This is a genomic window from Pedococcus sp. (assembly GCF_036554925.1).
Taxonomy (GTDB): Bacteria; Actinomycetota; Actinomycetes; order Actinomycetales; family Dermatophilaceae; genus Pedococcus_A.
Genome location: NZ_DATBMI010000014.1, coordinates 1 through 11,941, shown reverse-complemented (window position 1 = coordinate 11,941; position 11,941 = coordinate 1). Strand labels below are relative to the sequence as shown.

The following is an 11,941-nucleotide window of genomic DNA, read 5'->3' as shown; positions in this document are numbered from 1 at the left end:
CCGCAACGTCGCGCGCATGGCCGCCCTCCTCGCCGGGCTGCCCACGTCGGTCCCGGGCTCGACGGTCAACCGGCTGTGCGGCTCCAGCCTGGACGCCGCGATCGCCGGCTCGCGGCAGGTCGCCCTCGGTGAGGCCGACGTCGTGCTGGTCGGCGGCGTCGAGTCGATGAGCCGGGCCCCCTGGGTGCTGCCCAAGCCGGAGCGGGGCTTCCCGGCGGGCGACGCCGCACTCGTCTCGACCACCCTGGGCTGGCGGCTGGTCAACCCGACGATGGACCCGGCGTGGACGGTCTCGCTGGGGGAGGCGACCGAGCAGCTGCGCGAGCGCGAGGGCGTCACCCGCGAGCGGCAGGACGAGTTCGCGCTGGCCTCGCACCGGGCCGCGGCCGCCGCCTGGGACAGCGGGTTCTACGACGACCAGGTCGTGGCAGTGCCCGGTGTCGAGCTGGCTCGCGACGAGTCGATCCGCGCCGACACCTCGCTGGAGCGGCTGGCAACCCTCTCCCCGGTCTTCCGCCCCGACGGCACCGTCACCGCCGGCAACGCCTCGCCGCTCAACGACGGTGCCTCGGCGGCGCTGCTCGGCAGCGCGGCGGCGGCGGGTGAGATCGGGCGGGCGCCGCTGGCGCGCATCGCCGGCCGCGCGGCACACGCGGTGGAGCCCCAGTTCTTCGGCTTCGCCCCCGTCGAGGCGGCGAACCTCGCCCTGGAGCGGGCGGGGATCGGCTGGGGCGACGTCGGCGCGGTGGAGCTCAACGAGGCCTTCGCGGCGCAGTCCCTGGCCTGCATCGACGCATGGGGCGTCGACCCAGCGATCGTCAACCGGCACGGCGGCGCGATCGCCATCGGCCACCCCCTCGGCGCGTCCGGCACCCGCATCCTCGGCACGCTGGCCCGCTCCCTGGAGGCGTCGGGCGAGCGGTGGGGCGTGGCTGCGATCTGCATCGGGGTCGGGCAGGGCCTGGCCGTCGTGCTGGAGAACGTCACCGCCGGCGCCTCCTAGGTCGTTGGTGCTGGGGCCGCGGGCCGTTGGCCCCTGCCCCCGTGGGGTGGCGCACGCCGACGATGGGGGCAGGAGGCAGCCATGCGTGTGACCATCGCGCCCACCCGCGCCGACACCGCCCTCGCCGTCGGCCTGGTCGCGATGGCCGGCGCCCTGCTCGTCAGCTCGCTGGTCGGACCGCTCGCCCTCGACGTCGTCGACTACCCCATGAGCACCACCGCGACCAACCAGCTGCTCGGCCTCGAGGTGGTCACCCTGCTCCTCGTCGTGCCGGCGAGCCTCGCGGCCGCCGTCCTGCTGCGTCGCGGGCACCGGGTCGGGCCGCCGCTCGCGTTCGCCGCAGCCGCCTACACCGCCTACATGTTCGCGCAGTACGTCCTCGGGCCGGAGTACGACGCCTACTCCCTCGTCGTCCTGCTCCACCTCGCCCTCTTCACCCTCGGCCTGGTGCTGGCCGTCGTGGCCTGGGTGCGGGCGGCGGCCACCTCGCGGCCGGTCCCGGTGCACCGGCGGCGCACGATCGGCGTGGTGCTGCTCATGCTCGCGGCCTTCGTCGTGAGCCGGTATGCCGGGTCGCTGGCCGGCGCTGCCGCTGCCGGCCCGCTGCCGGCCGAGCTCGCCGAGGAGCCCACGTTCTACTGGTCGATCGTGCTGCTGGACCTCGGCGTGGTCGTGCCGGGCACCGTGGCGGCCGCGGTCGCCGTCCTGCGCGGCTCCCGGCTGGGCACCGCCGCGGCCTGCGGCGTCGTGGGGTGGTTCGCGCTGGTCCCGCCGTCGGTGGCGGCGATGGGGGTGGCGATGCTCGTGCGCGACGACCCCTACGCGGCGGCCGCGCAGGTGGTCGTGCTCGGCGTCGCCGCCCTGCTGTTCGCGGCGTTCGCGGTGTGGGTGTTCCGCACCCTCCTCGGCCCCGGGCGCACCGAGCCGGCCGCCGCGGTCAGCGCACCCCGCGCGGCCTGAACTGGATGGAGATCCGCGGGCCGACGGCGCGCGCGGTCTTGGGAACGCAGTGGTCCCAGGTGCGCTGGCACGAGCCGCCCATCACCACGAGGTCGCCGTGGCCCAGCGAGAAGCCCATCGACTCCCCGCCCCCGCGCGGACGCAGCAGGAGGGAGCGCGCCGAGCCGACCGAGAGGATCGCGACCATGGTGTCGAGGTCCTTCGCCCGGCCGATGCGGTCCCCGTGCCAGGCGACGGAGTCGCGCCCGTCGCGGTAGAGGCACAGCCCGGCGGTGACGAACGGCTCACCGAGCTCCGCGGCATACCTCCGGCTCAGCTGGTCGCGGGCGGCGGCGAGCACGGGGTGGGGGAGGGCCTCGCCGGCCTCGTAGAACTTCAGCAGGCGGGGGACGTCGACGACCTTGTCGTACATCTCGCGCCGCTCCGCGTGCCACGGCACGTCGTGGTGGAGCGCGTCGAACAGGGCGTCGGCGCCCGCGAGCCACCCGGGTCGGTAGTCGACCCAGGCGCCGCGGGAGAGGATGGTGCGCTGCAGGCCGGTGCCGAGTGCGCGCAGCTCGATCTCGTCGGCGGTGTCGAGGAGCGAGCCCTGCAGAGCCATGGCCATGCCGCCCACTGTACGACATGTTCGAACAGGTGTTCTAGACCTTGGTGGCGGCCGCGGCGTGGAATGCTGCTGCCATGGCGGAGCGCAACGTGCTCGGTGAAGACCTCGAACCCTGCAGCGCCGACCCGGTGACGGGCTTCTTCCGCGACGGCTGCTGCAGCACGGGGCCGGAGGACGTCGGCAGCCACACCATCTGTGCGGTGGTGACCGCCGACTTCCTCGAGCACCAGCGCGGCATCGGCAACGACCTCTCGACCCCGCGTCCGGAGTACCGCTTCCCCGGGCTGGCGCCCGGCGACCGCTGGTGCGTGACGGCGCTCAACTGGGCCCGGGCCTACGCCGATGGGGTCGCCGCCCCGGTGGTGCTGGCGGCGACGAACGAGGCGGTGCTGCAGGTGGTGCCGCTGGCCGCCCTGCAGGAGCACGCTGTCGACGTGCCGGCCGACCCGAGCTCCCTCGAGCAGTGAGGCCGGCACCGTCAGAGTCGGGCTGGGCGGCATCATCCCGTTGCGGCCGCGCGCCGCCGGTCAACCGCGTTGGCGCTCAGTGCTTCTTCGCAGCGGACACGTCGACGCAGACGATGCCCTTGTTGCCGTCCTGATCGGCGATCACGGTGAGCGAGGGCGCGTTGCTGTCATCGACGACGGTCCCACCCGCGGCGAGGGCGGCGGCGATCCGTTGCTCGGCCACCTCGGGCGCCACATAGACCTCGATGTGGAACCGCTGACGCGGGTTCTCGTGCTCGTCGGCGTCCCCGAACCACAGGTTCGGCACGCGTCCCGTGGCGTCCCTGATCTCGTCGCTGGGAGACCCGCGGCCCTGGGACTCGGCGCTCCCGGTCAGCAGGGCGGCCCACACGGGTGCGATGGTCGCAGAGCGCGCCGTGTCGAGGCCGAGCTCCACTTCGCTGACCGAGGCCGGGTCGGCGTCGACCTTGTGGTCGGCGGCGATCTCGGTGATCCGGCGCGCGAGGTCGACGTCCTGCTGCGTCACCCATTCGACGACGTGCTCGGCGCCCTCGTCATCGCGGTAGATGGCGTCGGCGCTCACCAGCTCGAGGTCGACGTACCCATGGCCGATCGACACGCGCGGGTGGTGGCCGAGCACGTCGCCCGCCTCGCCCACCGCGGCGACGAACCGTGCGCCCGTGCCGAAGTCGTCGACCAGGTAGCGGGCATGCAGTCCCTGTGCCAGCTTGCGCCAGTCAGTCAGGTTGGCCTCGGCGATCTGTTCCCCCCTCAGCATGTCCATGGACCGGACCCTATGCCTGATCCACCCGCAGCGCTGGCGCAGCGACGTGTGGCCTTCCTCGGCGGCGTTGGGCGTGACCTTTGGCAGACTCATGGGTCATGGTGACCGTCGACGACGTACGACGAGTGGCCCTCAGCCTGCCGCGCACCACGGAGCACCTGGTCCGTCATCGGGTGAAGTTCCGGGTCAGGCAGCTGGTCTACGTGGCGTTCTCCCGGGACGAGACCCTGATGGGCTTCGCGTTTCCCAGGGAGGAGCGCCAAGCACTCGTCGACAGTGAACCGGACAAGTTCCAGCTCCCGTCCGCGACCGACCTGCGCTTCAACTGGGTCGAGGTGAGAACGGCGGTGCTCGACATCGAGGAGATGACCGAGCTGGTCACGGACGCCTGGGCCATGGTGGTCCCGAAGCGTGTTGCCCGGGACCACGTCAACCGTCTCGACAGCTGACGCGGCGCCGGCCGGCGCCCCGCGACAACCGGGCTCAGTCCCCGGTAGCGGGCTGCGGAGGGAGTGCGGCGCTCGGCGCGTACGCGTACCAGCCGAACGCGGCTGCTTCGAGCGCCGGGGGAGGTCCCCACTGGCTCGGGCTGAGCTCAGAGGCCGCTGGCTGACAGACGGTCCAGCTCGGCGGCCAGGGCTGCGCGCAGGTCGCCGTGCTGGGGCCCGAGCACCGTCTCCGGCTGCGGCGTGCGCCACTGCTCGATCGGGTGCAGGGCCACCGGACGCCACACGTGGTCGGGCCCCTCCCACTCGTAGCGGGGCCAGACGTGCGCGTGCAGGAAGGCGTCGTGGTTGCCCTGGATCTCGAGGTTGACGCGGCGGAACTGCGGGTCCCGCTCTGCGCAGACCGTCTGCACCGCCTCGCCGAGCAGCTCCATGCTGTCGAGGAACGCCAGCCGCTCCCGCCGCGGCAGGTCGGTCAGCCGGTCTGCGCCCGGGGTGTCGGTGATGAGCACGCAGTAGCCCGGCAGGAACTGCACGTCACCCATGACGGCGAAGCCGCCCGGCAGCCGTCGCAGCACCGTCGGGTTCTCCCCACGCAGTGCCGAGCCCACGCGGTCGGCGCGCCAGTCGAGCTGCTCGGTGTCCTCGCTGCCGGTCTCGGTGGGGGTCACGGCGGTGCAGCGTAGCGGTACGTGGTGCACCTGAGTTGCGGCGTGTCGCCACGACGGCCGCCGTCACCGCCGCCACCATGAGCCGCGGCCGACGCTGGGTCGGCCACCTCATGAGGGGGAACGCAGATGTCGTTCATGACCGCTGTGCAGACCGTGTTCTCGAAGTACGCGACCTTCTCCGGTCGGGCCCGCCGCTCGGAGTACTGGTGGTTCGTCCTGTTCTACGTCATCGTCGCCGTGGTGGCGACGATGATCGACGGCGCCGCCGGCCTGCCGCAGACGGCGGGCTACGGCCCAGTCACGATGCTGGTGACACTCGCACTGCTGCTGCCGAGCCTGGCGGTGACGGCGCGCCGCTTGCACGACACCGGCCGCAGCGGTTGGTGGATGTTGTTGTCCCTCATCCCGCTCGGCGGTCTCGTCGTGCTGTTCTTCGCCCTGCAGGACAGCAAGGGCCCCAACGCGTGGGGGCAGTCACCCAAGGCCCTGGCCGCTCAGCCGGCGTAGCCGAACCAGCCGTACTCCGCTCCGTCGGACGGCGTCGGCAGCTCCCAAAGGGGACCTGCCGACGACGCCGCCGCCTCGTGCACCGGGCGCGCGTCGAACGCCACCCGCGTCTCGGGTATGCCGCGCGCCAGCCACTCGGCGACGAAGGTCCAGCGCCCACCAGTGGGGAGCGGGTACAGCCAGTGCTGGATGCTGCTGTGGATCCCGCCTCCGGTGCCGCCAAGCCGCGCCATGCGACGGCGCGCACCGGCGAGGGCGGAACGGTGAGGCGCGGCGCACACGCGGGCACCCCGGCATACCGGCTTTGGGGCCCCGTCGGGAGAGAATGGTGCCCATGCCGCTCTATCGCGACGAGGCCATCGTGCTGCGCACCCAGAAGCTGGGCGAGGCCGACCGCATCGTCACGCTGCTCACCCGCACCCAGGGGAAGGTGCGCGTGGTGGGCAAGGGCGTGCGCCGCACCAAGAGCCGCTTCGGTGCCCGGCTCGAGCCGGCGATGATGGTCGACGTCCAGTGCTACGAGGGCCGCAGCCTCGACACCGTCACCCAGGCTGAGTCTCTGGCCAGCTGGGGCGACGTGCTCGCCCGCGACTACACGACCTACACCGCCGCGACCGCGATGCTCGAGACGGCCGACCGGCTGACGGAGGAGCGCGAGCCGTCGCTGCAGCAGTACCTCCTGCTCGCCGGGGCGCTGCGCTCCATGGCCGAGGGCGCCCACGACCCGGGGCTCGTCCTCGACGCCTACCTGCTGCGCGCGCTCGCCATCGCCGGCTGGGCGCCGAGCTTCCACGACTGCGCCCGCTGCGGCGCCGAGGGCCCGCATCGCGCGTTCAACCTCGCCGCTGGCGGCACGGTGTGCCCGGTATGCCGCCCGCCCGGCTCCGCGGCGCCGGCGCCGGAGACCCTGGCCCTCCTCGCGGCGCTGCTGGCGGGGGACTGGGCGGTGGCCGACGCCTCCGAGATCCGGCACCGGCGCGAGGGCACCGGCCTGGCAACGGCGTTCCTGCAGTGGCACCTCGAGCGCAGCGTGCGATCGTTGCGACTCGTGGAGAGAGTCGAGCAGCAGCCCAGCCCCGCACCCCAGCCGACGCTGCGCGCGCAGGCATGAGCGCGGCATACGAGCGGCCCTTCGCCCACCCCAGCGGAGCCCAGCCGCCACGACTGCCCGCCGAGCTCATGCCGCGCCACATCGCGGTCGTCATGGACGGCAACGGTCGCTGGGCCAACCAGCGCGGACTGCCCCGCACCAAGGGGCACGAGGCGGGGGAGGCGGCCCTGCTCGACGTGGTGGCCGGCGCCATCGAGGCGGGCGTGACGCACCTGTCGGCGTACGCGTTCTCCACCGAGAACTGGAAGCGCTCACCGGACGAAGTGCGCTTCCTGATGGGCTTCAACCGCGACGTCATCCGTCGCCGGCGCGACCAGCTGCACTCCTGGGGCGTGCGGATGCGCTGGGTCGGGCGCCGGCCGCGGCTGTGGGGCTCGGTCATCAAGGAGCTCGAGGTCGCCCAGCAGCTGACCAAGGACAACACCGGCCTGACGCTGTACTTCTGCGTCAACTACGGCGGGCGGGCCGAGATCGCCGATGCCGTGCAGCGCATCGCCGAGCAGGTCCAGCGTGGGAAGCTCAGGCCCGGCTCGATCGACGAGAAGCTGCTGGCCCGCTACCTGCCGGAGCCGGACATGCCCGACGTCGACCTGTTCGTGCGGTCCTCGGGTGAGCAGCGCACGAGCAACTTCCTGCTGTGGCAGAGCGCCTACGCAGAGATGGTCTTCCAGGACACCCTGTGGCCCGACTACGACCGTCGGCACCTGTGGCAGGCGATCGAGACGTATGCCGCGCGCGACCGCCGCTACGGAGGCGCCGTGGACCTGCCGACCGCCTGACCCTCCGCCGGGTCGACGGCGACACGCCGGGAATCACCGGCGTTTTAACCTCGACCCGGATGTCAAGCGGGGGAGGCGCAGTCGGCGCAGGTGCCGAAGATCTCCAGGGTGTGCTGCACGTCGCTGAACCCGTGCTCCTCGCTGACCCGCTCGGCCCAGCGCTCGACGGCCGGGCCCTCCACCTCGACGGTCTTCCCGCAGACCCGGCAGACGAGGTGGTGGTGGTGACCGGTGCTGCAGGCGCGGTAGACCGCCTCCCCGTCGGCGGTGCGCAGCATGTCGATCGCGCCGTCGGCCGCCATCGCCTGCAGGGTGCGGTAGACGGTCGCGAGGCCGACCTTCTCGCCCGCCTCGCGGAGGAGCGCGTGCAGCTCCTGCGCGGAGCGGAACTCGTCGACGTCGGCCAGCACGGCGGCGACGGCGGATCGCTGCTTCGTGGGCCGGCGACCGGACTCGGCGGCAGGGATGGCGCGGGTGGCGGTCATCGGTGCGGGGCCTCCTGCGGTGCTGGGTCGGGCGCGCCCTCGGTGGGAGCGCCGTGCTCGTCGTAGTGTCCCTCATGGGCCGCGTGCAGGTGGCCGTCGTGCAGGTAGTCGACGTGGTCGCCGTGCGGCACTGCCTCGTGACCGCACTGGACCCCGTGCTCGTGCTGGTGCTCGACGGCCCTGCGGTGCCGGGCGGAGCGGACCCTGGCCACCGCCGCGCTGCCCACCGCGGCGGCGACGAAGGCCCCGATCGCGAGCAGGACGATGGTGCCGCCGGAGGGCGTCTCGGCGTAGAAGGAGACGACGACGCCGCCGACGCTGGAGGCCACGCCCACCAGCACGGCCCAGCGCACCGACGCGCGGAAGCTGCGGCCGAGGATCTGGGCGGTCGCGTTGGGGATGATCATGAGGGCGCTGATCAGCAGCAGCCCCACCACGCGCATGGACACCACCACCGTGACCGCGGTGAGCACCGCGAGCGCGATGTTCAGGCGGGTGACGGGCAGGCCCGTCGCGCGGGCGTACTCCTCGTCGTTGGCGACCGCGAACAGCCAGGGTCGCAGCAGCCAGGTCGAGACCAGGACCACCAGCGCCAGCGCGGCGAACACCCACAGGTCGGTCGCGTTCGCGGTGGTGATCGCGCCGAAGAGGTATGCCGTGAGGTTGGCGGGGCTGCCGCTCGGAGACTTGGCGATGATCACCACGCCGGCGGCGATGCCGCCGTAGAACATCACGGCCAGGGCGACGTCGCCGCTGGTCCGGCCCCGGGCGCGGATCAGCTCGATGGCGACGGCCGCCGCGACGGCAGCGGCGAGGGCCGTGAACACCGGTGCCGTGTTGGTCAGCACGCCCACGGCCACCCCGGCCAGGGCCACGTGCCCCATGCCGTCCCCGATGAGCGAGAGGCGGCGCTGGACGAGGAAGACACCGACCAGCGGTGCCGCGATGCCCACGAGCAGGGCGGCGACGAGGGCCTGGCGCATGAAGTCGAGCGCGAGCAGGTCAGCCATGACGGACCTCCCGGCCGGAGTCGAGCGGGCCGGAGACGCGAGCGCCCGGCAGCCGGCCGTCGCCCACGTCCTCGAGCTCGTCGGCGTGGTGGTGGCCGTGGAAGGCCAGGCTCCCGCCGGGCGGCGCCGCGGCGAACGCTGCCGGGGACCCGTCGAACGTGACCCGACCGCCGGAGAGGGCGACGATGCGGGTCACGATGCCGGCCAGGACGTCCAGCTCGTGGGTCACGATCAGCATCGTCGTGCCGCGGTCGGCGAGGCGGGCCAGGACCTGGGTGAGGATCTCCTGGTTCGCGGTGTCGACCCCCGCGGTGGGCTCGTCCATGACGAGGACGTCGGGGCGGGCGGCGAGGGCCCGGGCGATGAGGACCCGGCGCTGCTGGCCGCCGGACAGGGTGCTGACGTCGGCCTGTGCCCGGTCGGCCAGGCCGACGACCTCGAGACACTCCCGGATGATCCGCGCGTCCTCGGCGGAGCTGAGCCGCGGGCGCCACCACTGCCGGTGCGGCAGGCGGCCGACGGCCACGATCTCCTCGACGGTGGCGCGCACGGACGCCGACAGGGTGTGCCGCTGCGGCACGTAGCCCAGCCGGGGGTGGTCGTCGAAGTCCTCGCGGGGAACGCCGAACAGCCGCACCGTCCCGCCCTGCTGGTCACTCAGCCCGAGCAGGCCCTTGACCAGGGTCGACTTGCCCGAGCCGTTGGCGCCGAGCAGGGCAGCGACCTCGCCGGGCGCGACCGAGAGGGTCACCTCGCGCACGACGGGCACGTCGGCATACCCGAAGGAGGCGTGCTCCAGCTCGATCACCGGCGTGCGCTGCGACGCCGTGGCGGCGCTCGACGCGAGGGAGGCGGGCGACGACGTCACGCGCAGTCCTGGCCCGCCCGCAGCGTCGTGAGGTTGGAGCGCATGACCTCGAAGTAGTCCTTGCCGGCCGAGTCGTTGGTCAGGCCCTCGACCGGGTCGAGGACGGCCAGCTTCGCGCCGGTCTCGCGGGCCAGGGTCTGCGCCACCTTGGGGCTGACGAGCGTCTCGGCGTAGATGGTCCGCACGCCCTCATCCTTGACGAACGTGGCGATCCTGGCCAGTGCCGCCGGGCTCGGGTCGGCGTCCGGCGTCAGGCCGGTGATGCTCTCCTGGTGCAGGCCGTAGGCCTGGGCCAGGTAGCCGAACGCGGCGTGGCTGGTCACCAGGTCGTGGACCGTGCAGGTCTTCAGCCCCGCGGCGAACTCGCGGTCGAGGGCGGCGAGGCGCGCGGTGAAGTCCTTGGCGCGGGCCTGGTAGTCGGCGGCGTGGGCGGCATCAAGGCTGCTGAGGCGCTGCGCGATCGCGTCGGCGACGTCGGCGTAGCGCTTGGGGTCGAGCCAGAAGTGCGGGTCGGTGGTGCTCTCGCCGGCGTGCTCGTCGTGCTCGGTGGGGCTCTCGCCGGGGTGCTCGGTGGTGCTCTCGCCGGGGTGCTCGGTGCTCTCGCCGGCGTGCTCATCGGGGGAGGCCGCCAGGTCCAGACGTGCTGACGTGGAGACGTCGAAGCCCCGGTCCTTGGCCTGGGTGTCCACCGCGTCGTCGACGGCACTCTGGAAACCGTCCAGGTAGACCACGGCGTCGGCCTTGGCCACCCTCGCCACGTCCTGGGCGGTCAGCTCGAGGTCGTGCGGCTCGACGCCGGGCTTGGTCAGCCCCGTGACGTTCACGTGGTCGCCGCCGATCTGCTCCACGGCGTACTGCAGCGGGTAGAACGCGGCGACGACGTCGACGTCACCCCCGCCCGACGAGTCGGTCCCGGCACCAGTCCCGGCGCCACTTCCGCAGGCGGTCACCCCGGCGAGGGCGACACAGGTGGCGAGGGCAGGGAGCAGGCGGCGTCTCATGACAATCATTCTCGGTTCAAGTGAGAACGATTGTCAAAATCCGGTCGGTGGCCCCGACCGCGGCAGGGTCAGGTGCGGGGGAGGGCCTGGGAGACGGCGATGGCCACGGCCATGAACACGACTGCCACGCGCATGAGCCGCTCGACGGCCGTGAGCCGCGGCCAGCCGAGGAGGAGCATCCACAGGAGGAACACCGCGACGACCGCGGTCAGCACCCACCCCCAGCCGGGGATGAGGATGCCGCCGACGAGCAGCGCCAGGACGACGAGGAAGGGGACGGCGCGCGGCAGACGGCTCAGCCGGTTGAGCAGCGGCAGGCTCGCCCGCTCCAGGGACTCTCGGAAGCTCGACACGGCCAGCAACCCTACGGCAGCGCGCCGCGCGCCCCCGCGGCATACCGCCGACCGCACCCCCACGACCCGGTCGGTACCCTTCTCCGCATGGCTGCACCCACCTCCACCGTCGACACCGTCGTCTCCCTCTGCAAGCGCAGGGGCTTCGTGTTCCCGTGCGGTGAGATCTACGGCGGCACCCGCTCCGCGTGGGACTACGGTCCCCTCGGCGTCGAGCTCAAGGAGAACATCAAGCGCCAGTGGTGGAAGTCGGTGGTGACGGGCCGTGAGGACGTCGTCGGTCTCGACTCCTCGATCATCCTGCCGCGCCAGACCTGGGTCGCCTCGGGACACGTCGGTGAGTTCACCGACCCGCTGACCGAGTGCCAGTCGTGCCACAAGCGGTTCCGGCTCGACCACATGCAGGAGGCCATCGCCGACAAGGAGGCCAAGAAGGGCAAGGTCGTCAACCCCGACGACATCCCGCTGTCCGAGATCGCCTGCCCCAACTGCGGCACCCGTGGGGCGTGGACCGAGCCGCGCGAGTTCAACATGATGCTCAAGACCCACCTCGGCGTGATCGAGGACGAGTCCGGCCTGCACTACCTGCGGCCCGAGACCGCGCAGGGCATCTTCATCAACTTCCTCAACGTCATGAACGCCTCGCGCAAGAAGCCGCCGTTCGGCATCGCCCAGACCGGCAAGAGCTTCCGCAACGAGATCACGCCCGGCAACTTCATCTTCCGCACCCGTGAGTTCGAGCAGATGGAGATGGAGTTCTTCGTCAAGCCGGGGGAGGAGCAGCACTGGTACGAGTACTGGAAGGCGGAGCGTCTCGCCTGGTACGCCCGCCTCGGCATCCGCCCGGAGAACCTGCGGCTGCGCGAGCACGCCGCCGACGAGCTGGCGC

The 11,941-nt window shown here is 72.6% G+C and carries 17 protein-coding genes; 8 read left to right on the top strand and 9 right to left on the bottom strand.

The window, feature by feature from the left end; translation table 11 throughout:
• On the top strand, positions 1 to 1,003 hold a 1,003-nt coding region (locus VIB11_RS01030), incomplete at its 5' end, for a thiolase family protein (RefSeq protein ID WP_332027498.1).
• A gap of 81 nt (positions 1,004 to 1,084) precedes the next feature.
• Positions 1,085 to 1,963, top strand: a complete 879-nt coding sequence (locus VIB11_RS01025) for a hypothetical protein (RefSeq protein WP_332027496.1) — start codon at positions 1,085 to 1,087, stop codon at positions 1,961 to 1,963.
• Here VIB11_RS01025 and VIB11_RS01020 read toward each other — a convergent pair.
• Complete coding sequence (locus VIB11_RS01020; RefSeq protein ID WP_332027494.1) at positions 1,941 to 2,570, bottom strand: alpha-ketoglutarate-dependent dioxygenase AlkB; 630 nt, start codon at positions 2,568 to 2,570, stop codon at positions 1,941 to 1,943. The genes VIB11_RS01025 and VIB11_RS01020 overlap by 23 nt on opposite strands.
• 74 nt (positions 2,571 to 2,644) lie before the next feature.
• On the opposite strand from VIB11_RS01020, the gene VIB11_RS01015 reads away from it, so the two are divergent.
• Positions 2,645 to 3,037, top strand: coding sequence for a DUF2237 domain-containing protein (locus tag VIB11_RS01015; protein ID WP_332027492.1), 393 nt, complete (start codon positions 2,645 to 2,647; stop codon positions 3,035 to 3,037).
• Between the two features lie 76 nt (positions 3,038 to 3,113).
• Here the strand turns inward: VIB11_RS01015 and VIB11_RS01010 are convergent, their stop codons facing one another.
• Complete coding sequence (locus tag VIB11_RS01010) at positions 3,114 to 3,821, bottom strand: VOC family protein (RefSeq protein WP_332027490.1); 708 nt, start codon at positions 3,819 to 3,821, stop codon at positions 3,114 to 3,116.
• Between the two features lie 98 nt (positions 3,822 to 3,919).
• Here VIB11_RS01010 and VIB11_RS01005 point away from each other — a divergent pair, with 98 nt between their 5' ends.
• Entirely contained in the window at positions 3,920 to 4,270 is a 351-nt protein-coding gene (locus tag VIB11_RS01005; protein ID WP_332027488.1) for an MmcQ/YjbR family DNA-binding protein, read from the top strand.
• Between the two features lie 146 nt (positions 4,271 to 4,416).
• Here the strand turns inward: VIB11_RS01005 and VIB11_RS01000 are convergent, their stop codons facing one another.
• A complete protein-coding gene (locus VIB11_RS01000; RefSeq protein WP_332027486.1) occupies positions 4,417 to 4,938 on the bottom strand; it encodes a diadenosine tetraphosphate hydrolase in 522 nt (173 codons plus the stop codon).
• A gap of 135 nt (positions 4,939 to 5,073) precedes the next feature.
• Between VIB11_RS01000 and VIB11_RS00995 the strand changes: the two genes are divergently transcribed.
• Complete coding sequence (locus VIB11_RS00995; RefSeq protein WP_332027484.1) at positions 5,074 to 5,445, top strand: DUF805 domain-containing protein; 372 nt, start codon at positions 5,074 to 5,076, stop codon at positions 5,443 to 5,445.
• Here VIB11_RS00995 and VIB11_RS00990 read toward each other — a convergent pair.
• Positions 5,433 to 5,726, bottom strand: coding sequence for a hypothetical protein (locus VIB11_RS00990; RefSeq protein WP_332027482.1), 294 nt, complete (start codon positions 5,724 to 5,726; stop codon positions 5,433 to 5,435). The genes VIB11_RS00995 and VIB11_RS00990 overlap by 13 nt on opposite strands.
• 53 nt (positions 5,727 to 5,779) lie before the next feature.
• Between VIB11_RS00990 and recO the strand changes: the two genes are divergently transcribed.
• Positions 5,780 to 6,556, top strand: coding sequence for a DNA repair protein RecO (gene recO / locus VIB11_RS00985; protein ID WP_332027480.1), 777 nt, complete (start codon positions 5,780 to 5,782; stop codon positions 6,554 to 6,556).
• Entirely contained in the window at positions 6,553 to 7,335 is a 783-nt protein-coding gene (locus tag VIB11_RS00980) for an isoprenyl transferase (RefSeq protein WP_332027478.1), read from the top strand. The genes recO and VIB11_RS00980 overlap by 4 nt, the downstream gene beginning before the upstream one ends.
• 62 nt (positions 7,336 to 7,397) lie before the next feature.
• Here VIB11_RS00980 and VIB11_RS00975 read toward each other — a convergent pair whose 3' ends face one another.
• The 5 genes from VIB11_RS00975 to VIB11_RS00955 form a co-directional block, all read right to left on the bottom strand.
• Positions 7,398 to 7,820: a Fur family transcriptional regulator gene (locus VIB11_RS00975; RefSeq protein WP_332027476.1), complete on the bottom strand. Its 423-nt coding sequence runs from the start codon at positions 7,818 to 7,820 to the stop codon at positions 7,398 to 7,400.
• Positions 7,817 to 8,830, bottom strand: a complete 1,014-nt coding sequence (locus VIB11_RS00970) for a metal ABC transporter permease (protein WP_332027474.1) — start codon at positions 8,828 to 8,830, stop codon at positions 7,817 to 7,819. Before VIB11_RS00970 ends, VIB11_RS00975 begins: the two co-directional genes overlap by 4 nt.
• Complete coding sequence (locus VIB11_RS00965; RefSeq protein WP_332027472.1) at positions 8,823 to 9,698, bottom strand: metal ABC transporter ATP-binding protein; 876 nt, start codon at positions 9,696 to 9,698, stop codon at positions 8,823 to 8,825. Before VIB11_RS00965 ends, VIB11_RS00970 begins: the two co-directional genes overlap by 8 nt.
• Positions 9,695 to 10,699, bottom strand: coding sequence for a metal ABC transporter substrate-binding protein (locus VIB11_RS00960; protein ID WP_332027470.1), 1,005 nt, complete (start codon positions 10,697 to 10,699; stop codon positions 9,695 to 9,697). Before VIB11_RS00960 ends, VIB11_RS00965 begins: the two co-directional genes overlap by 4 nt.
• Before the next feature lie 68 nt (positions 10,700 to 10,767).
• Positions 10,768 to 11,052, bottom strand: a complete 285-nt coding sequence (locus tag VIB11_RS00955) for a DUF6703 family protein (protein ID WP_332027468.1) — start codon at positions 11,050 to 11,052, stop codon at positions 10,768 to 10,770.
• 87 nt (positions 11,053 to 11,139) lie between these two features.
• Between VIB11_RS00955 and VIB11_RS00950 the strand changes: the two genes are divergently transcribed.
• The coding region (locus VIB11_RS00950) for a glycine--tRNA ligase (RefSeq protein ID WP_332027466.1) at positions 11,140 to 11,941 on the top strand (802 nt) is incomplete at its 3' end.

Coding starts and splice junctions, on each gene's coding strand:
- VIB11_RS01020 (WP_332027494.1), bottom strand. CDS start 2,570: ATGGCCATGGCTCTGCAGGGCTCGCTCCTCGACACCGCCGACGAGATC.
- VIB11_RS00975 (WP_332027476.1), bottom strand. CDS start 7,820: ATGACCGCCACCCGCGCCATCCCTGCCGCCGAGTCCGGTCGCCGGCCC.
- VIB11_RS00960 (WP_332027470.1), bottom strand. CDS start 10,699: ATGAGACGCCGCCTGCTCCCTGCCCTCGCCACCTGTGTCGCCCTCGCC.
- VIB11_RS00970 (WP_332027474.1), bottom strand. CDS start 8,830: ATGGCTGACCTGCTCGCGCTCGACTTCATGCGCCAGGCCCTCGTCGCC.
- VIB11_RS01025 (WP_332027496.1), top strand. CDS start 1,085: ATGCGTGTGACCATCGCGCCCACCCGCGCCGACACCGCCCTCGCCGTC.
- VIB11_RS01015 (WP_332027492.1), top strand. CDS start 2,645: ATGGCGGAGCGCAACGTGCTCGGTGAAGACCTCGAACCCTGCAGCGCC.
- VIB11_RS00995 (WP_332027484.1), top strand. CDS start 5,074: ATGACCGCTGTGCAGACCGTGTTCTCGAAGTACGCGACCTTCTCCGGT.
- VIB11_RS01005 (WP_332027488.1), top strand. CDS start 3,920: ATGGTGACCGTCGACGACGTACGACGAGTGGCCCTCAGCCTGCCGCGC.
- VIB11_RS01010 (WP_332027490.1), bottom strand. CDS start 3,821: ATGGACATGCTGAGGGGGGAACAGATCGCCGAGGCCAACCTGACTGAC.
- VIB11_RS00980 (WP_332027478.1), top strand. CDS start 6,553: ATGAGCGCGGCATACGAGCGGCCCTTCGCCCACCCCAGCGGAGCCCAG.
- recO (WP_332027480.1), top strand. CDS start 5,780: ATGCCGCTCTATCGCGACGAGGCCATCGTGCTGCGCACCCAGAAGCTG.